The organism is Psychrosphaera haliotis, from assembly GCF_039523615.1.
Classification (GTDB): Bacteria; Pseudomonadota; Gammaproteobacteria; order Enterobacterales; family Alteromonadaceae; genus Psychrosphaera; species Psychrosphaera haliotis.
On sequence record NZ_BAAAFQ010000007.1, the window covers coordinates 101,807 to 120,156 of the forward strand.

19 protein-coding genes are annotated in these 18,350 nt (G+C 39.2%); 7 read left to right on the top strand and 12 right to left on the bottom strand.

The window, feature by feature from the left end; all coding sequences use genetic code 11:
- Positions 1-16: 16 nt before the first annotated feature.
- Positions 17-1,372, bottom strand: coding sequence for an alanine/glycine:cation symporter family protein (locus tag ABD009_RS10010; RefSeq protein WP_343825041.1), 1,356 nt, complete (start codon positions 1,370-1,372; stop codon positions 17-19).
- 9 nt (positions 1,373-1,381) lie between these two features.
- Positions 1,382-2,566 (bottom strand): MFS transporter, encoded by a 1,185-nt coding sequence (locus tag ABD009_RS10015; protein WP_343825043.1) that lies wholly within the window; start codon positions 2,564-2,566, stop codon positions 1,382-1,384.
- 135 nt (positions 2,567-2,701) lie between these two features.
- Here ABD009_RS10015 and ABD009_RS10020 point away from each other — a divergent pair, with 135 nt between their 5' ends.
- The gene (locus ABD009_RS10020; RefSeq protein ID WP_343825045.1) at positions 2,702-3,208 is read left to right on the top strand and encodes a DUF3016 domain-containing protein; all 507 of its coding nucleotides are present in this window, start codon (positions 2,702-2,704) and stop codon (positions 3,206-3,208) included.
- A gap of 79 nt (positions 3,209-3,287) precedes the next feature.
- On the opposite strand, the gene ABD009_RS10025 is transcribed toward ABD009_RS10020, so the two are convergent.
- A complete protein-coding gene (locus ABD009_RS10025) occupies positions 3,288-3,935 on the bottom strand; it encodes a peptidylprolyl isomerase (RefSeq protein ID WP_425543071.1) in 648 nt (215 codons plus the stop codon).
- Positions 3,936-4,071: 136 nt separating this feature from the next.
- Here ABD009_RS10025 and ABD009_RS10030 point away from each other — a divergent pair, with 136 nt between their 5' ends.
- Positions 4,072-4,683 carry a dUTP diphosphatase gene (locus ABD009_RS10030; RefSeq protein WP_155696456.1) on the top strand — a complete coding sequence of 204 codons (612 nt, stop codon included), beginning with the start codon at positions 4,072-4,074 and terminating at the stop codon, positions 4,681-4,683.
- Positions 4,684-4,790: 107 nt separating this feature from the next.
- Here the strand turns inward: ABD009_RS10030 and ABD009_RS10035 are convergent, their stop codons facing one another.
- Positions 4,791-5,105: a prephenate dehydrogenase gene (locus ABD009_RS10035; RefSeq protein ID WP_343825048.1), complete on the bottom strand. Its 315-nt coding sequence runs from the start codon at positions 5,103-5,105 to the stop codon at positions 4,791-4,793.
- 130 nt (positions 5,106-5,235) lie between these two features.
- On the opposite strand from ABD009_RS10035, the gene ABD009_RS10040 reads away from it, so the two are divergent.
- The gene (locus tag ABD009_RS10040; protein ID WP_343825050.1) at positions 5,236-5,445 is read left to right on the top strand and encodes a hypothetical protein; all 210 of its coding nucleotides are present in this window, start codon (positions 5,236-5,238) and stop codon (positions 5,443-5,445) included.
- A gap of 68 nt (positions 5,446-5,513) precedes the next feature.
- Here ABD009_RS10040 and epmB read toward each other — a convergent pair whose 3' ends face one another.
- Positions 5,514-6,518, bottom strand: coding sequence for an EF-P beta-lysylation protein EpmB (gene epmB / locus ABD009_RS10045; RefSeq protein ID WP_343825052.1), 1,005 nt, complete (start codon positions 6,516-6,518; stop codon positions 5,514-5,516).
- Positions 6,519-6,561: 43 nt separating this feature from the next.
- Between epmB and efp the strand changes: the two genes are divergently transcribed.
- Positions 6,562-7,131, top strand: coding sequence for an elongation factor P (gene efp, locus ABD009_RS10050; protein WP_343825053.1), 570 nt, complete (start codon positions 6,562-6,564; stop codon positions 7,129-7,131).
- Between the two features lie 148 nt (positions 7,132-7,279).
- Positions 7,280-8,278, top strand: a complete 999-nt coding sequence (gene epmA / locus ABD009_RS10055) for an elongation factor P--(R)-beta-lysine ligase (RefSeq protein ID WP_343825056.1) — start codon at positions 7,280-7,282, stop codon at positions 8,276-8,278.
- Between the two features lie 70 nt (positions 8,279-8,348).
- Here the strand turns inward: epmA and ABD009_RS10060 are convergent, their stop codons facing one another.
- The 6 genes from ABD009_RS10060 to rsgA all read right to left on the bottom strand — a co-directional run bounded on the left by ABD009_RS10060 (position 8,349) and on the right by rsgA (position 14,099).
- Positions 8,349-9,941, bottom strand: a complete 1,593-nt coding sequence (locus tag ABD009_RS10060; RefSeq protein ID WP_343825058.1) for a hybrid sensor histidine kinase/response regulator — start codon at positions 9,939-9,941, stop codon at positions 8,349-8,351.
- Positions 9,942-9,957: 16 nt separating this feature from the next.
- A complete protein-coding gene (locus tag ABD009_RS10065; RefSeq protein WP_343825060.1) occupies positions 9,958-10,476 on the bottom strand; it encodes a hypothetical protein in 519 nt (172 codons plus the stop codon).
- A 10-nt stretch (positions 10,477-10,486) separates the two neighbouring features.
- The gene (locus ABD009_RS10070; protein ID WP_343825062.1) at positions 10,487-11,203 is read right to left on the bottom strand and encodes a glycerophosphodiester phosphodiesterase; all 717 of its coding nucleotides are present in this window, start codon (positions 11,201-11,203) and stop codon (positions 10,487-10,489) included.
- Positions 11,204-11,215: 12 nt separating this feature from the next.
- Positions 11,216-12,100 (bottom strand): DMT family transporter, encoded by an 885-nt coding sequence (locus ABD009_RS10075; RefSeq protein WP_343825064.1) that lies wholly within the window; start codon positions 12,098-12,100, stop codon positions 11,216-11,218.
- A 6-nt stretch (positions 12,101-12,106) separates the two neighbouring features.
- Positions 12,107-12,976, bottom strand: coding sequence for an archaetidylserine decarboxylase (asd, locus tag ABD009_RS10080; protein ID WP_330997811.1), 870 nt, complete (start codon positions 12,974-12,976; stop codon positions 12,107-12,109).
- A gap of 61 nt (positions 12,977-13,037) precedes the next feature.
- On the bottom strand, positions 13,038-14,099 hold the full coding sequence (gene rsgA / locus ABD009_RS10085; protein ID WP_343825068.1) for a small ribosomal subunit biogenesis GTPase RsgA: 1,062 nt from the start codon (positions 14,097-14,099) through the stop codon (positions 13,038-13,040).
- A gap of 111 nt (positions 14,100-14,210) precedes the next feature.
- Between rsgA and orn the strand changes: the two genes are divergently transcribed.
- Entirely contained in the window at positions 14,211-14,756 is a 546-nt protein-coding gene (gene orn, locus ABD009_RS10090) for an oligoribonuclease (protein ID WP_343825070.1), read from the top strand.
- A gap of 66 nt (positions 14,757-14,822) precedes the next feature.
- On the opposite strand, the gene ABD009_RS10095 is transcribed toward orn, so the two are convergent.
- Positions 14,823-15,206 carry a DUF2721 domain-containing protein gene (locus tag ABD009_RS10095; protein WP_155696446.1) on the bottom strand — a complete coding sequence of 128 codons (384 nt, stop codon included), beginning with the start codon at positions 15,204-15,206 and terminating at the stop codon, positions 14,823-14,825.
- 150 nt (positions 15,207-15,356) lie between these two features.
- Here ABD009_RS10095 and ABD009_RS10100 point away from each other — a divergent pair, with 150 nt between their 5' ends.
- Entirely contained in the window at positions 15,357-18,338 is a 2,982-nt protein-coding gene (locus ABD009_RS10100; protein WP_343825073.1) for a coiled-coil domain-containing protein, read from the top strand.
- Positions 18,339-18,350: the final 12 nt, after the last annotated feature.

The window sequence follows — 18,350 nt, forward strand, 5'->3', positions numbered from 1 at the left end:
ATTACGTTTCATTTTGTTAAGCGTCCAGTTTCGCAAAATAAACTTTGGCTGCGGCTTTTACTTTTGGTGCTAAAAGGAACGCAGAAAGCATTGTTGGTATAGCCATTAAGCCATACATACCAATCATGAAATTAAACACAACGTCGAGCGTTACAATACAACCAGCAACGATAGACAATAGATAGAACCATTTATATAAGTGGGCATTTTTGTCACCTACCATAAAGGCAAAACATTTTTCACCGTAATACCAATAGGTAAACATGGTTGATGCAGCTAAGAACAGAATTTGAATTGCGAGCAGTATCTGGCCAACTAAACCTAGTTCTTGACCAAACACTTGCATGGTCAGTTCAACGCCTTTAACACCTTCAACGTCTTGCCACATGCCAGATGCTAAAATTACTAGAGCAGTACAAGTACAGATTAATAGCGTATCGATCATTGGACCTAACATGCCAACCAAACCTTCTCTTATTGGCTCGTCCGTTTTAACTGCACCGTGTGCTAGAACTTCAGTACCAATACCCGCTTCGTTTGAGAAAACACCGCGTGAAACACCAATAATGATGACACCTAAAATCCCTCCTGATATTGCTTCAGCTTTAAAAGCTTGTACAAATATACTAGAAAATATGGCCGGTATCTCAGGTAAATGGTTAAACAGAACCGCAAGTGTCATTAAGAAATAACTAATAGCCATGATAGGAACTAAACGACTCGTTACATAAGCAACGCGTTTTAAGCCACCTAAAATTACGCCAGCAACAAGGGCCGTAATAACAACCGCTATAATGGCATTGAACATCATTGGGTTAGTGACCCAACTATCTGGAACCAATTCTTCTCTAAATGCAGCTGTTAATTGGTTAGCTTGAAACGATGGAATAGTGCCAAACAAGCCAGCAAATGCGAACAATAATGCAAGCGGTTTCCAGCGTTTACCAAGGCCTTCCATGATGACGTACATTGGACCACCATGAACATCTCCATTTTCATCTGTTTTACGGTACATAACACCAAGTGAACAGGTGAAAAATTTAGTGGAAACACCTAATAATGCTGTTAGCCACATCCAGAAAACCGCACCTGGACCGCCAGCGGTAATTGCTAGTGCTACGCCACTAATATTACCCATGCCCACTGTACCGGCAAGCGCTGCCGATAATGCTTGCGCGTGAGTAAGGTCACCCTTTTCTGAGTCATGATCATGCTTGCCAGTTAATAAGCTGATGCCATGAGACAAGTAACGGAAGGGAATTAACCGCGAGTATATTGAGAAAAAGATACCGCCGCCAACAAGCCACACTATCATTGGCATTCCCCATACAAAATTGGAGAATGCGGCTGTTACATTAATTAACCATTCCATCTAAAAATCCTAAACGTTATTATTATTTTTTCTGCTTTTTTGCCAAACATAAACTATCCACAGAGTTAACAGTAGCAGTGGAATACACATAGTTAGCAAACTATTCCAACCGTACGACTTTATTACCCACCCAGCGGAGAGCGATGCTATGGCTTGGCAAGAGAACATTATCAAGTCGTTAAACCCTTGCACTCTAAACCGTTCTTCTGGCTCGTAGCTCTTGGGAAGCAAGGATGTTGCAGATATGAACATAAAGTTCCACCCAACACCTAACAGTACCAATGACGCCCAGTAATGAACATACTCTTTTCCTAAAAATCCGATCAATAGGCATAAAAAGAAGATAATAACGCCAGAAATGATCATTTTTTTGTGGCCAAAGCGCTTTACTAAAGAGCCAGTGAAAAAAGAAGGCAGGTACATGGCGATAATATGACTTTGAATTACCCATTTAGTATCGGCCATATCAAAGCCATGATGAACATGCATACTGATAGGTGTTGCGGTCATAATGAAACTCATGACACTAAATGCAACGGTTGCAGAAATTATGGCAACGAGGAAGATTGGTTGGGAGATAATCGTTTTTAACGACCTAGCTTCACCTTCAACCTGGTTGGTGGCTTTATGAACATCCACATACTTTGAAAGAAGTAATAAAGCAGGAATATAAAGAAGTGACATAACCGCAAAAGAGCCGACAAATTCAATGTCGAAAATATCCTTTCCAACATAGGCAATCTCGGGCCCAATATAAGCGGCAATTAGTCCTGCTATTAACATAACAGAAATGGCTTCACTGGCATGTTGCTCTTTCACAGATTCCATAGCGGCAAAGCGGAACTGCTGGGAGTTTGCAATCATAAAACCAAAGTTAAAGATGGCGAAACAGAACATCCAAAAGTGCTGTAAGTAAATGGCATAACTAGTTATTAAGCAGTTTATCATCCCCCAACTCGCAGCAAGCAAAAAGCCTTTTTTACGACCAATTGTTGCGAGCAGCTTTACGGCGGGCAACATATAACAAGCAATGCCAACAATCATGCAAGCAATAGGCAGGGTTGCTAAAACAGGAGATGGGGCGAGTTTTAATCCAACAAAACCACCAACAAAAACAACAACAGGGCCAATAGAGCCCATTAAGGCTTGAGCGAACATCAGTAGCCAGACGTTCTTATGCATATTTGAAAACACAGGAATTCCAATTTGAACTAGTATTAAATTTGAACTAGTGTTAATAGAAGGGCAAACCTGTTAAGTTAGATTCAACCACGTAGTATGGTATGACTATGTGAAACTTTAACCTTTAACGCAAGAGGGAAAAAAAATATGAGGACTTTTAATCTTTTATTTATCGCTACTAGCTTGTTAGTAACTTTTAGTAGTGTTGCGAATGAAAAGGCGGACAAATCTTCAGTTAGCTTTGACACCCCTAAGAAGTTTAGGGACATTCGCGCGAGTGATGAAAGCCAAAAGCGGTTTACTTCTCGTCTACAAAAGAAACTGGATAATTATGTTCAGAAATTATCGAAAGAGTTACCTGAGGGACATTCACTAAATATTGTTTTTACGGACATTGATTTGGCTGGACGCGCTGAATACAACGTTACGATGAGTAGAGAAATCAGGGTAGTAAAACACCATGATTGGCCGAGGTTAAACTTTAAAGCGGAGTTGCTAAAAGGCGGAAACGTCATACAAAGTGAATCCGTTGAACTTAAAGATTTAGTATTTATGGATCGCTCATTTGTCGGGTATTCGTCAGGTGACACGCTACGCTATGAAAAAAGAATGCTTAAAGATTGGTTTAGAAAAGAGTTGTTGAATAGCATTTGAACATTGAACTAATTAGAGGGAGTAGAACTTCACCGATTACTACTCTCTCTAACTAATATATCGCGAGATATTACTTAATTTAGCTACAAGATGCTTCGCGAACAGAATTGATAAACACATTCTCCACGGGCACATTGCTCATACCGCCAACACTGCCTGTTTGAACTGCTTCTATGGCATCTACAACATCCATACCTTCAATTACACCACCAAAGACTGTATAGCCATAACCGTCGCTAGCTTCATCTTGATTTAGGAATGAGTTGTTTACTGTGTTAATAAAAAACTGAGACGTAGCTGAGTTTGGTGCCGAGGTTCTTGCCATCGCAATACGTCCACGGTAATTTTTTAGTCCATTTCGAGATTCAATCTCTATGGCATCTGCTGTTTCTAATCTATTTAGTCCAGCATCAAAACCACCACCTTGGATCATAAAGTTAGCTATCACACGATGAAAAATAAGCTCATCGTAGAACCCAAGTGTTGCATAGTTTTTAAAATTCTCAGCAGTGGCCGGTGCATATTTCTCATCAATTGCAATCTTGATTAGGCCAAAGCTCGTTGTCATGTCATAACAAGCATAATCGCCTCTGGATACGTCGATGGCTGCGGTGTTGTCATTGGCTAATACAGGATAGTCAGGAGCTGGGTTACTGTTTGAGTCATCAGATCCACAACTGATTAGTAAAGTAGCGGATAATACAGAGACTAATAACGTTCGAAGCATAGGTCTAAATTCCATAAAAAGTTATTTATTTTCATTTGAGTGTACGTAGTTCATACAACCTTCACAAGCCCAACTACCATAAAAAAATAGCTCTGTTATTATGAGCATAATCAAAAATAAAATAACGGAATTTATCATGCAACAACAAATTTTAACGATGTTGACTATGCAAGATGAGATGAACACAAAGGTTCATCCAGAGTGGCGCAAACAGGGCTTTGCTTGGCATAGAGCTATGTGGGTTGAATTGGCAGAAATGTTAGATCACTACGGTTGGAAATGGTGGAAACACCAGCAGCCAGATATTGAACAGGTTCACTTAGAACTAATCGACATTTTTCACTTTGGCCTAAGTGCTAGGTTAGTATCTGGTGAGTCTGTAGATGTTATTGCAAATAGTGTTGAAGAGTTGCTTAAAACACCAAACAAAGAAGCATCGTTTGCCGAAACTATTGAAACTATGGTTGCTAACACTCTTGCTACAAAAGGTTTTGATGTTGCTACGTTTGCAGGCTTGATGGAGCAAAGTGAATTAAGTTTTGATGAGTTATTCCGTCATTACGTCGGTAAAAATGTATTAAACTTTTTTAGACAAGATCACGGTTATAAAACAGGCGAATATATTAAAATTTGGAATGGCAAAGAAGACAATGAAGTATTAATGGACGTTTTACGTTCAACGGATGCTTCACAAGCTGATTTCAAAGACAAAGTTTACCAAGGTTTAAAAGCGGCTTATCCAGCGTAATATAAACTAAGTAAAAAAAGCGCTCAATGAGCGCTTTTTTTATGTTTGTAGCAACAAAGTAATTTGCTGCTATAAAACGAGTATTAACTTTATCTGAAAGCTAACGATTACTTAATCGCACCTTTAAACTCAGTTAGAGTGCTATGAAGCGCGTGCAGTTTTTTCACTACGCTCTCAATTTCATTTTTCTGCATCGCTGGAGTTTGGTTAGACTCTTTGATTTGTAAAATTTGCTCAGCGGTTTCTTCTAGGTAAGGCATAAACTTTTTAGCAGAACAGTTAAATCCCGCTTCTTCCTTAAAAATATTGCCAAACTTACCGTGGCCCTGCTTTTTTAATTCATCTATAGACTTATCGGCGTCGATGGCTTTGCGATATAACTCTTTTAAATTCTCTTCAAGACTAACGATTAAACTTTCCACTCAAGATTTTCCTGCATTTTCCGATAACTGATAGTGGCTAGTTTAACCGAAATTAACTAGGCTAAACAGCGAGACATCCAATTTAAGTAATTTTATTGGTACCTTGAATAAACAAACCAGGAGAAAAACTGTGTTCGTTTCATCATCAAGTAATGGAATCGCCTCACAAGCAATGGAAGGTGGCGAGGCATTGGCGGCTAACTTAGCCAAAAATGCACAGGAAATTGAAGGTCAGGCCGCATTGCAGTTATTAGCAAGCACGGCTCAACTTCAACTTGCAACGCCCTCTGTTGGCAGTACAGGTGGACTAATAGGGACTACAATTAATATTACCGCATAACGTAATGTTATTTGGCGCAGGCTTTACAGCTCAATGCGTCATCGTAATCCTAGATTGTTAGGGGAGAGTTAGAGGCTAATTGGCGTTTTACTGGCCTCTCCCCCTATTTCTCTCACTAATTTAGGCATCAAAAAGCCAGGTAATTCTACTAACATTTCGCTATAAACTCGCTTAGCATCAGCCTCGTCTACGTTAAAGTGACTCGCACCATCAACCTTATCAAATAAATGTAAGTAATAAGGCAGTATCCCAACCTCAAATAATCGTTCACTCAAGTTAACTTGTGTTGCAACGTTATCATTTATGTTCTTGAGTAAAACGGCTTGGTTTAACAAGGTGCAATTAGCTTGCTTTAATTTTAGTAAACCATTGGCCAGCTCAGGCGAAATCTCATTTTCATGATTAATGTGCAAAACCATAATGGTTTTTAATCGGCTGTTTTTAAGGATGTCACAAAGAGCTTGTGTAATTCTTGATGGAATTACCACTGGCAGTCGAGTGTGGATACGTAAACGTCTAATATTTGGAATGAGTTCAAGTTGCGATACAAACCATGAGATAGCGTCGTCTTTTGCCATTAGCGGATCGCCACCACTTAAAATGACTTCATTTATTTCAGGGTGATCCTCTAAATATTGTAAATGTTGTTTAAGTTGCGACTTATTTACCGAGTTATCTGCATATGGAAAGTGTCGTCTAAAACAATAACGGCAATTTACAGCGCAGCCGGTTTTGAACATGATAAGCACCCTAGACTTGTATTTATGCAATAAGCCAGGTTGCTCAGAATTGTGCTCATCAAGTGGATCGGTAATAAACCCAGCTTTGGTCTCAAACTCCTGAACACTAGGCATCACTTGCTTTAGCAATGGATCGTCAATATCACCTGGTGTCATCAATTTAGCGAATGGTTTTGGCACGCGCATCGCAAAAAGGCGTCTAGCTTCGTTGTGTTGGTCTATATTTTCAGTACTAATTTCTAGAAATGACAGCAAATCATCCAGGCGTGAGAAACTTTGTTTCAATTCTTTTTGCCATTGGGACTCAACAGATAGGTTTGCTTGTTGTATCATTCGTTTCACTTATATTTTGGTATTAATCTACTTAGAGGATGACATGGCTTCATTCAGCACAAACCAATTTAAAGCTGGCCTAAAATTAATGATCGACGGCGAGCCTTGCAACATTTTAGAAAATGAAATTGTTAAACCTGGTAAAGGCCAAGCCTTTAACCGAGTTCGCATCCGTAAACTGGTTAGCGGTAAAGTTTTAGAGAAAACATTTAAGTCTGGCGAATCAGTTGAAGGCGCAGACGTAATGGATACCGATCTTGCTTATCTTTATACAGATGGCGAATTCTGGCATTTTATGAATAACGACACGTTTGAGCAAATTGCTGCTGACGATAAAGCCGTTGCCGATTCAGTAAAATGGTTAGTAGAAAACGACGTTTGTACGCTAACACTGTGGAATGGTAACCCAATTGCCGTAACACCGCCTAACTTTGTTGAGTTAGAAATCACAGAAACAGACCCTGGTCTAAAAGGTGATACTGCGGGTACAGGTGGCAAGCCAGCTACATTAAGCACAGGTGCAGTAGTACGTGTTCCTTTATTCGTTCAAACGGGTGAAGTGATTCGTGTAGATACTCGCAATGGCGAATATGTTGGTAGAGCACAAAAATAATTCTAATAAGATAAATGCGTACCTTTAAAGGTGTGCGTTTAGCTTTATGAGTTAGCACAAATAAACATGTGCATAAAAATTAAGAGTCGCGTAGTGGCTCTTTTTTTTGTTTACAATTTAACGTACCGGATTACAAAGAAGCATAAATATGAACAATAGCACCCTTTGGCAACCTAGCAGCAACATCGAAACTTTAAAGCAACGTGCCGCCTTTATCTCTGATATTCGTCACTTTTTTGCAAGTCGTCATGTTGTAGAAGTGGAAACACCACTGTTAAGCCAAGGCACTGTTACTGATGTTCATTTAGATGCATTTGATACAAACTTTGAGCACGATACGTCAGGTGAAAATAAAACGCTGTATCTTCAAACGTCTCCAGAATTTGCCATGAAAAGACTGCTTTGCGCAGGCTCAGGTCCTATTTTTCAAATAGCCAAAGCTTTTAGAAACGAAAGTGCAGGGCGATTTCACAATCCTGAGTTCACAATGCTTGAATGGTACAGGCCAGACTTTGATGAACATCAGCTAATGGATGAACTTGATGACTTGCTACAACACCTTCTTAAGTGTGAGCGCGGATTACGAGTCAGTTATCAGCAGGTTTTTTTAGATAACCTAGGAATAGATCCGCTGCAGGCGTCATTGAAAGAGTTAAAGGCGGCAGTGTTATCGCATAGTCCAAGTGACGATTGGGTTGAAACAGAAACGAGCAAAGATACATTGCTGCAATGGTTATTCAGTATCCGAATTGAACCTGTACTTGGTTTTGACCCTAATAGTAAAAGTTGGCAGCCTTGTTTTGTTTACGACTTTCCATCCTCACAAGCGGCATTAGCTAAAGTGAATTCAGAAAACGAACAAGTATCTCACCGATTTGAGCTTTATTTTAAAGGCATAGAATTGGCTAATGGTTATTTTGAACTGCAAAGTGAAGTAGAGCAGTTGCAACGATTTGAAAAAGACAATCAGCAACGACTAAGCATTCATAAAGCAGCTAAACCGATAGACCACAACTTGATAGATGCACTTACGGTAGGCTTACCTTCTTGTGCTGGCGTTGCCGTTGGCATTGATAGGTTGTTCATGCTAAAAGTTGGTGCAAAATCTATAGCGGACGTCATTAGCTTTGATGTTTCTCGCTGCTAAACCTAAACCAATCCATAGATTGATAGATTCGCTTTTTAATAACCAAATAACCAAATAACCAGTTAACCAGTTAACCAAATAAACCCGACAAGGTTTGTTTAAGTCCGTCCAACGTAATTGGTTTAGTAAGTTTATGCTTAAAGAGTTTTTCATTTTCGTGAGAAAAAACATCTGCAGTTAATGCAACCACTATGCTATCTGGGTCATGTGCTTTTATCAATTCGGTTGCTTCAAAGCCATTAATATCAGGGAGGTTAATATCCATTAACACTAAATCAAACTCATGGTTCTTATACAGTTCAGCGCTTTCTTCTCCTAAATCCGTAAGGGTTACGACGCAATTTAAGTTTTCTAACATCGCCTTAACTAACACCTGGTTTATCATGTTGTCTTCTACAACTAAAATGCGAAGTCCTTCTGGGATAGGTTTTTCAATACTTTCTTCTATATCTGTAGAAGCTACTGGCGGTGGAGCTAGTGGAATAGAAATAGTAACGTGAGTACCAACATTAACTGAACTTTTTAGTGAAATTTCACCACCCATTAGCTCAACCAAACCTAGGGTGATACTTAAGCCTAATCCTGTTCCATGCGTTTTTTTCTGCCCAACCTGATGATATTTATCAAATATTGTTGAGAGGTCTTTTTCTGCTATGCCGATACCTTGATCAACAACATCGATAACAGCTTGGTTATTTTCAATCTTTAAATTGAGTTGTATCGTTGAATCGGACGGTGAAAATTTTATGGCGTTGTTCACTAAATTAATGATGATTTGTGAAAACTTACCTGCGTCGAGGTATACGTCAAAGTTACTGTCCGACGTATATGAATGAACAATTTTAATACCACTTTGTGAAGCTTTAAGATTAAGCATGTTTAACAAGTTGTCTAGTGTGTCACATATATCAAATTGATTAGGCTCAAGTTCCATTTTACCCGCTTCAATTTTACTTAAATCTAATACGGCGTTAATCATCGACAATAAGTGTTTCGAACTGAAATCTATGTTTTCTAAGTAGGTTTTAGCAATAGGTGTTTTTAAATACTCATCGGCATTATTCAATACTAAATCAGTGAAGCCTAAAATTGCATTGAGAGGAGTACGAATTTCATGAGACATGTTAGATAAAAATTCAGTTTTGAACTGATTCGCCTGCTCCAAACGCTTTGTCTTAACTCTCAGCTCAAGTTTACTAATAACTTCGCTGCCAAGGATCTTCAATGCCTTTCGTTGGTGCTCATCTAACTTTTTAGGCTCTCGGTCAATGACACACAAGGTACCAATAGGAAGGCCATCAGGAGAAATTAAAGGCATGCCAGCGTAAAAGCGAATATCTGGATTACTAGTGACTAATGGGTTGTCAAAAAAGCGTTCATCTTTTGCTGCATCCTCAACTTCAAATATTTCATCTTGAAGGATAGCATGGCTACAGAAGGCGATATCGCGTTCCGTTTCATTTGCGCCTAAGCCAACTTTGCTTTTGAACCATTGCCTGTTTGGGTCAACTAAGCTAATTAAGGAAATTGGCGTACCGCATATTTCTGAAGCTAACTCAGTCAAGTCATCAAAAGACTTCTCGGCCTCAGTATCAAGAACTTCATATTCCAATAGCTTTTGTATACGTGCTGATTCGTTTTTGTGCAGAGGTGCGGACTTCATTTACTGCGTTCCTTATTCAGAACAGTTCGATTGCTTCATCATTAGAAGTAGTATTGAGTTCTTTTTTAAATATTTCAATAGCTTCTGTAATACTAGCACCGTTCATTACTGCCTCATACATAACAACTTCACTATCGATGCTATAACTGCTTTTAATTCTAGTTCTCAAAGACTGCCAGTCGTCAGGGTTATCAAGCTTTTCGTTATCGCTAAGTATTTCAGATAATAAAATTAAATTTTTCTGCACATGATCAAGTCGTTGTGCTAGGCGATCATAAAATTGAAAAGCAACAATAGCCCCGTTTACCTTTTGGTACATTAATGCCGCTTCTTGTTTTAGTTCAGCAGGGCACTCGGATTTATTTTGCATGTTTAAACAAAAGCTTGCTAAATCTTGAAAAGAATCGCCAATTTGCTCAATGGAGTTTTCGCCATCTAGCATTCCAGTTTGTATTTGAGCTACATTCAAAGCTAGTAATCTAGCGGTTTCAGAACGAAAGCAAAGATCCGGCTTAGGCGTCAAATTAATAGACATACACGCTCTCCTAGCTAGTAGGTGTTGGTTTAAACTGCTCAATTATATTAAAAGCTTGTCTTGGGTGATTAGCAAATATGCCATTGGCCCCCACGTTAAATAACCACTCAATTTCTTCAGTGTGGTCGACCGTAAAAACAAACACTTTTAAACCAAAAGATTGGATTTTATGTATCAAAGCTTCATTTAAACAGTCCATATCTAGATGGACGCTATATAGCGGAAAGTCCTTTAGCAACAGCTCAATATTAATTGGGTTTACCGCTAATAATAGACCAAGTTTGAGATCTGGCAGGTGTGTCGCGATATTTTCTAAATAATGATGGTTAAATGATGAAATTATTAGTCTTGAACGGTCAAAGTTATGTTGACTACAAAGCAATGATAATTCTTTTTCAAATTTATGAATAGACTTCAAATATTTAATTTCAATGTTGAGGGTGAAGTTAAATTGGGCGCAGTATTCAATTAACCAAGCGAGCGTTGGTAATGGTTCACCGTCATTACCTTTTATTGTCGCTAAGTCATAGTCGGTGAGTTGCGTAACGTGCTTATCAATGTTGAGTAAGCGAGTTAACCAACGGTCATGGAAAATAACAAAATCATTCTCGGTCTCAAAAACGTCGACTTCAATGCCATCCATCATCTGATCATTACAATGACGGATAGCGACTTGACTGTTTTCTGGGTGAATTGCGGACTCACCTCTGTGTGCAAACACTATCATAAAGAGCGGTCGCTACTTTGCTGGTGGTGAACTGGGCTTGGCTCTTTTTGTTGCTTGTGTTTCATAAATTGCCGCCGCTAAAATAATGGAACCTCCACCAATAGTAGCAAGTGCAGGCACTTCAGCAAGAATTAAAAATGCGAAGGTAATTCCATAAACAGGTTGTAAGCAACCAACCAAAGAGGCGGTTTTTGCAGAGGTCAATGAAATAGCAGACGCAAATAAAGCATGTGCACAAGCGGAGAATACAACAGCAAACAAAACAAGTTTGGCGATGGTTTCAAACGTTAGATCAAGCGCTGGGGTTTCTGTAATTGGAAACAATAAAAGTGCAGTCACTAAAAATTGAAAGAACATGGATTGGCCGCCAGAATAGTGACTAAATTTATGTTGTACTAGGATGTTACGAAGCGCAAAACAAAACGCAGAAATTAAACCACAGCCTATGCCTATTAATGTATCGTCACTTAATGACTCTCCACCAAACCATAAATCTGGGAATAACATAGCCACACCAAATAAAACCGCTAAACCCAAAACCATATCTTTATTGGTTGGGCGAGTACGCCTAAACAACGGCTCAATAAAAACGGTCATCATTGGGTAGGTGAAAAGCGCTAACATGGCGATAGCAACGGTTGTAATTTGAATCGCGTAAAAATAGGTAACCCAATGGATAGCAGCCAATGTGCCAATCGCTAAAGCGGTCAGTGCATCTTTTTTTGACTTAAGCGTTAAGGATTGTTTTTTATAACGAATGAATAAAGCCAAAAAAATAACGGCAAAAATGGCTCGATAAGCCGTCATATCCAATGCGGGTAAATCAATTAATTTGGCAAAAAGCCCGGCTCCACCTAGTAATAAAACACCTAGGTGGAGTTGAAGTAAACCTGACATAAAGGTTTAGCTAGACTTTTTAGTTGCGAACAGTTCGCCTAAACGGGTTGTTGAGCCTGCTTCAACATCGTCTGCAAATTCAATAGCGTCTTTTCCAAATAGGCAAACAACCGTTGAGCCTAGTTTAAAGCGGCCCATTTCTTCGCCACGCTCTAGTTTCACAGACTTTTCGCCTTCCGCTGGATAATCCCAACGGTTCACAAACTTACCGCGAGGAGGTGTGATTTCGCCAGCCCAAACAGTTTCAATACTTCTTACAATAGTGGCGCCTACTAGTACCATCGCCATTGGACCAAGTTCAGTATCAAACATTGCTACTACACGTTCGTTACGAGCAAACAAGTTAGGTACGTTTTGAGCCGTTAATGGATTAACAGAGAATGCATCGCCCGGTACATAAATCATATCAGTTAACGTGCCAGCTACAGGCATATGCAAACGGTGGTAGTCGCTAGGAGCAAGGTAGATACAGGCAAAGTCTCCGTCATCAAATTTCTCTGCTAAATCTTCATATCCACCTAGTAATTCTAATGCGGTGTAGTAGTGATTTTTGGCTTGTACTAAACGACCATCGTCAATTTTACCTAATTGACTTACTGCGCCGTCTACTGGATGTGCAATTTCGTTTTCGCCATCAACAATAGTACGCACATCTTCAGCCAACTCACGGGTGAAAAACTCGTTAAAGGTTTTGTAGTGTTTTGGATCTGGATATTTAGCTTCATCCATATTGATGTCGTAAGCTTTGATAAAACTTTTAACAAAAAACGTGGTAACAAAACCTAATTTAGCTTTTGCTAAGTAACCGACAAGCTTGGAAATACCATGTTTAGGCAAGGCATATTGAAAGGCTAATTTTAAATTGTCGTATTTCACTGTATTTTCCTACTGTTTTTTGTGAGCCGGTAATTGTAACCGACCCATCTTAAATTGAGAATTATTTTGCGTCTTTTGACTGGTGACGAAGGGTGATTTCATCAACGGTTTGTAATATTCGGATATAACTTTTATAGCGTTGTTCACTCACTTTACCGTCTTTTATCGCCTGCTTTAATGCACAACCAGGGTCATTTTTATGACTGCAGTCTCTAAACTTACATTGCGTTATAAAGTCTGAAAACTCTACAAAACCAGCCAATATTTCTTCTTGGCTTAAATGCCACATGGCAAATTCACGAATTCCTGGCGAGTCAATAACAGCACCGCCATTCTCTAAACGATAAAGCCTAGAAGCGGTTGTTGTGTGCTGACCCAAACGGCTGTTCGTTGATACAATTTTTGTTTCTATATTTACGTCAGGCAATATTGCATTAGTAAGTGATGATTTGCCCACACCAGACTGGCCAACAAACACGCTAGTGTGACCTTCAATGAGTTGTCTAACTTGGTCAATGCCTTCTTCTTCAATGGCAGACAAAGTAACCACTTCGTATCCAATAGAACGATACAAGGCAACGGTATTTTCAACTACATCGCGATTACTGTCGTCTAACAAATCCATTTTATTGATTAAAATGATTGGTGTGATGCTCAATTGCTCTACGGCCACTAAGTAACGGTCAATAATGTTAGGTGTTAAATCTGGTAGCAAGGCAGAAACAATTAATATTCTATCAATATTGGCTGCCACAGGTTTTAAACCATCATAAAAGTCCGGTCGTACAAACTCACTGGTTCGTGGTTCAACGGCTTCTATTACACCTTGGAAGTCTTCATTGTTAACTGTGTATGGTCGCCAAACAACGGAATCACCGCATACTAAAGAGGCTACGTTACGACGAATGTTGCATCGGATCATACTTTCGTCTTCTAACTCTACGTCGGCGTGTTGTCCATAACGCGTAATAATTCGGCCAAAGGTTTGAGGGCCTAATAAAGCGTCATCAACAATAACTTCTGGCTCATTGTTTTCAGCGTTCTTGGCCTTAGCCAGGCGCTTACTTTGGTTAGCCTTTATGCGACGTGTCTGTGATTTGGATAATTTCTTTTGTTTTGCCACTTTTGCTCTATGATTTAGTTATTAAAACTTGTGAAAGTCATTAAAAAGAATAACAATGCCTTTATAGTATACGTAACCGACCTTGATAAAAAGGAATCAGTAGGACCTTATATGTCTTTTAGTGAAAATAATCTAGTTTGGGTAGATTTAGAAATGACTGGACTAGAACCAAGACATTGCAAAGTTTTGGAAATAGCCACCATAGTAACCGACAGTGAATTAAATATCATTGCTGAAGGCCCAGAGCTAGCTATCCATCAGTCGGACGAAGTTTTAGATAACATGGATGAGTGGTGCATTCGCCAACACGGCAAAACTGGCCTTACTGACCGCTGTAAAAAAAGCACAGTAACAGAAGCGCAAGCCTGTGAAATGACTATCGATTTTCTAAAGGATTATGTGCCAGCTGGTGTTTCTCCAATGTGCGGGAATAGCATAGGTCAAGACCGTCGTTTTATGCACATTCACATGCTTTCTTTAGAAGAGTTTTTCCACTATAGAAATATAGATGTCAGCACAATTAAAGAATTAGGCAGAAGATGGCGCCCTGAAGTTCTAGACGGCGTTCAGAAAAAAGGTGTCCATTTAGCGTTAGACGATATTCGCGAGAGTATTGCTGAGCTTAAACATTATAAAGACACCTTCTTTAAGCTTTAATTTAAAAAGAAAAGCGAAAACCAAAAACCGCAATGTTAGATGTAAATATCATGCGGTTTTTTTGTATTAGTCTTGCATTGACTCAAGTTCAATTTCAATCGCTCTGCAACTTATCCACACTTCATATAATGACATTAATAACGACAGTACTAACGTTAACAAGCTGCCGCCAAACATTAACGACCCCATTTGAGGCTGCTCTAAAAATAACGCCAACATGGCTAATACACATAACAAAAAACTCAATACACCACAGGTCTGCATGGATCTGATTAAATGCAATCGACTCTTTAAGTTAGTGATTTGCCTTTTGACGACCACTTCTAAACCTTTGTTATTTCTTTGATTTAGCTCTCTAATTAACTGAGCAAGCACTAAAAATCGATTTGTGTAGGCTAAAAGCAATAAGGAAATGGCAGGAAATAAAAGGGCGGGGGTCGTTAGGGTCATTAGATAGATCCACAAAAAATAGGGTTTAAAAAGCATACAGATTGTATCAGCGAATTTACAATAGTTTTTGGCTCAAAAAGTAGTTATTTTTAAACACAAAAGTTGCTATTCTGTTTTGAATAGAGTCTAGCCTTTCATGGAGAGCGACCATTGGCTGTAAATAAAGTGGAAGAAAAAGAACTACTTAAGGTAAAAGACGAACTGGCAAAACTGCAAAAGTCTTTAGCTGTAGTAGAAAGTGATAAACAAGAAGCGGAGGATGCGCTTCTAGAATTATCGCAGCACCTGACTGCCCAAGAAGAATCACTGGAGTTATTACACACCAACTCAAACTCCACTATGGCAAGGTCCACGTCCTCTGATAGTGAGCTAGACAGCCTTTATGCTCGACTTAAAAAATCTGAATTGGAAGCTGAAAGTTTATCTGAACAGTTATTAGCAAAAGACTTATCCATGAGTCAGTTATTTACTGAAATCGGCGACTTAAAAGATTTACTAGAACACTATCAATCAATCGAATCTAATAAAAACCAAGAGTCATCACGCCAGTCAGAAGAGTTTCAAAGCCAACTTAGCCAACTCCAAAAACAATTATTAGCCATGGAACAACAAGGCGAAGAATATCAAAAGCTGTCTAACTCTGATAAAGCTGCGATAGCCAAACTTCTTGCTGAAAAGAGCCAAACGGATGAACTCGTTGAACAGTATAAAAATGATTTAGAAAGGGCAACGGAGTCTTTATCTAAGCAACAGAAACAATTAGATGAGCATATTGAGCTTACTAATAATCAAGTGCTCACTACGGCAGAAATCAATAAGCAACTTGCCTCGCTAAAACAAGAAAATGAACATAAAACTTTTGAGTTAGACACCTTACAGGCTGAACTTGACGGTTACAAAAGTGATATTGAAAAACAAGCGGATGTAATAACCGATGCACAAATGGTGAATGCGTCTCTGACAGAGCGGGTCGAACATTTAGAAGAGAGCCTTGAAACTGAGATTCAAGCTGCTACAGGATATAAGCTGCAGTTTCAAAATGCAGAATTATTAAATACAGATTTAACGAGCAAGCTAGAAACATTCAATACACTTCAAACTGAGTTGGAATCAGCCCAACTTAAAGTATCGCAGCTAGAAAGGCGCAATGCTGAGCTAATTCAAGCTCAAGTAAAGCAAGAACAGTCGGTAGACCAATCGGTCGTTGAACTTGAAAACAAAGTTACTGCGTTAAACGACTTACTTGACGATGAAAGTAGCAAGCATAAAAGCGAAATAGCGGTATTGCGTGAGCAGTTAGATAATGAAAGTTTGGCACTGAAAGCAACACGTGAAGAGAAAGAAAAATCAGAGGACCTGTTTACAACTAGCCAAGCCGAATTAAGGTTAAGTCAAGCGAGTGCCTCCAAGCTTGATAGTAAAGTCAGTCAGCTTGAAGATACCCATCAGACAACAATAGAAGCACTGAACAAGGCTGAATCTGAATTAACACAGGTAAAAGCTGAGTCAGCAAAAGTTGAATCTGAATTAGCACAGGTAAAAGCTGAGTCAGCAAAAACTGAATCTGAATTAACACAGACAAAAGCTGAGTTAGTCACAACGTTGGAGCAATTGCACCAGGCAACATCCGGTTTGGATGTTAGCCAGTCAGAAATGGCGTCGCTAAGACACTCACACGCTGAGAATGAAAAGGTCATTGCAGATCTAAAATCTAGCATAGCTAACTCAGAAGAGAGAGCCGCAAAAGCAGAAGAAAGCGCCGAACGAAAACGAACAGAACTTGAAGCTAAGGTTACCGCTTCGGAGGGCAAGTTAAGTGAAACTGAGTCTGAACTAAGTAAGGTGGAGCGTGCACTTAATGAGCTCGAACGTGAGCTTGGTAAAGCAAAAGATAATGCCGCTGAATTAGCCGTTAAGCTTGAAGAAACTGAGAAAAAATCACTAGAATTTGACGCTAAGGTTACCGCATCGGAGGCTAAGTTAAGTGAAACTGAGTCTGAACTAAGCAAGGTGGAGCGTGCACTTAATGAGCTCGAACGTGAACTTGGTAAAGCAAAAGATAATGCCGCTGAATTAGCCCTTAAGCTTGAAGAGACTGAGAAAAAATCAGTAGAGCTGAGTAGCAAAGAAACGACGCTGAAAGAACAACTTAAGTTGGCAAGTGAGTCGGAATCAGAACAAATTTCTATGCTCAAAGGTGAAGTGGCCGAACAGCAACAAAAAGTGGATGCTGCGGAATTACGAATTAGTGAGCTAACGGCCAAGCTAGAGCAGGTAGAAAGTCACCAACAAACACATACTAGCCAACTACAGAGTGATATTGAATCCACTCGAGCGCAACTAGCTTTGGCTAATGATCTTGTGGTACAGGGACAGCAAAAAGTAAGTGGCTTAGAGTCTGAACTACATCATTATAAAAATTCAGTAGATGAAAAAGAGCAGATAATATCAACGTTGTCGCGAACTGATGAAGCAATGTTGTTATTGGAAAAAAATAACCTAACGCTAACAAATGAACTGCAAAACATTGGTGAAGCGAAGCAAGAGCTTCAACGCCAATTAGATTATGCGGAACAAAAAGCAGCATCGTTGCAAGCCCAATTGTCGACATCTCAAAGTGTTAGCACAGAGCAAAGTGACCAATTACTAGAAACGAATATTGAGTTTAATGACTTAATTGAGCGGCTAAAAGTAGAGAATGCGCAATACAGAAATGACTATGAAAAACTTAAAGTAAGGTTAGATGACTCGCTTGAACAATTAGCGCAAGTTGATGATGACTTAATTAAAGATCAGCATAGGATGTTAGAACTTGCTGACGAGTTAAGAAAAGAGAAAGAGCAACGTCATCAATTTGAACATGAGCTAAACTTAGTTAATGAGCTTGAGCAACAGCATAGAGAAGAGCTTGAGTCTTATAAGCAAGGTCATATTGAAGAAAGTGAATTAGTGGCAGAAGCTGAAGTGAACCATGCAAGAACGGTTATTCAGCAGTTGCGAGCTGAAAACAATCGTTTAAAATTAGACTTAGATGAAAAAATTTCAGATTTAGAAAGCCAGGTTACCGAGTATCGGTTAAAATTCAATTTTGCTCAGCAACAATTAGTTGAGCAACAACAGTTATCAGACTAGCATACGTAAAGT

Coding starts and splice junctions, on each gene's coding strand:
- ABD009_RS10010 (WP_343825041.1), bottom strand. CDS start 1,372: ATGGAATGGTTAATTAATGTAACAGCCGCATTCTCCAATTTTGTATGG.
- ABD009_RS10020 (WP_343825045.1), top strand. CDS start 2,702: ATGAGGACTTTTAATCTTTTATTTATCGCTACTAGCTTGTTAGTAACT.
- ABD009_RS10025 (WP_425543071.1), bottom strand. CDS start 3,935: ATGCTTCGAACGTTATTAGTCTCTGTATTATCCGCTACTTTACTAATC.
- ABD009_RS10030 (WP_155696456.1), top strand. CDS start 4,072: ATGCAACAACAAATTTTAACGATGTTGACTATGCAAGATGAGATGAAC.
- epmB (WP_343825052.1), bottom strand. CDS start 6,518: ATGATACAACAAGCAAACCTATCTGTTGAGTCCCAATGGCAAAAAGAA.
- efp (WP_343825053.1), top strand. CDS start 6,562: ATGGCTTCATTCAGCACAAACCAATTTAAAGCTGGCCTAAAATTAATG.
- epmA (WP_343825056.1), top strand. CDS start 7,280: ATGAACAATAGCACCCTTTGGCAACCTAGCAGCAACATCGAAACTTTA.
- ABD009_RS10060 (WP_343825058.1), bottom strand. CDS start 9,941: ATGAAGTCCGCACCTCTGCACAAAAACGAATCAGCACGTATACAAAAG.
- ABD009_RS10065 (WP_343825060.1), bottom strand. CDS start 10,476: ATGTCTATTAATTTGACGCCTAAGCCGGATCTTTGCTTTCGTTCTGAA.
- ABD009_RS10070 (WP_343825062.1), bottom strand. CDS start 11,203: ATGATAGTGTTTGCACACAGAGGTGAGTCCGCAATTCACCCAGAAAAC.
- ABD009_RS10075 (WP_343825064.1), bottom strand. CDS start 12,100: ATGTCAGGTTTACTTCAACTCCACCTAGGTGTTTTATTACTAGGTGGA.
- orn (WP_343825070.1), top strand. CDS start 14,211: ATGTCTTTTAGTGAAAATAATCTAGTTTGGGTAGATTTAGAAATGACT.
- ABD009_RS10095 (WP_155696446.1), bottom strand. CDS start 15,206: ATGACCCTAACGACCCCCGCCCTTTTATTTCCTGCCATTTCCTTATTG.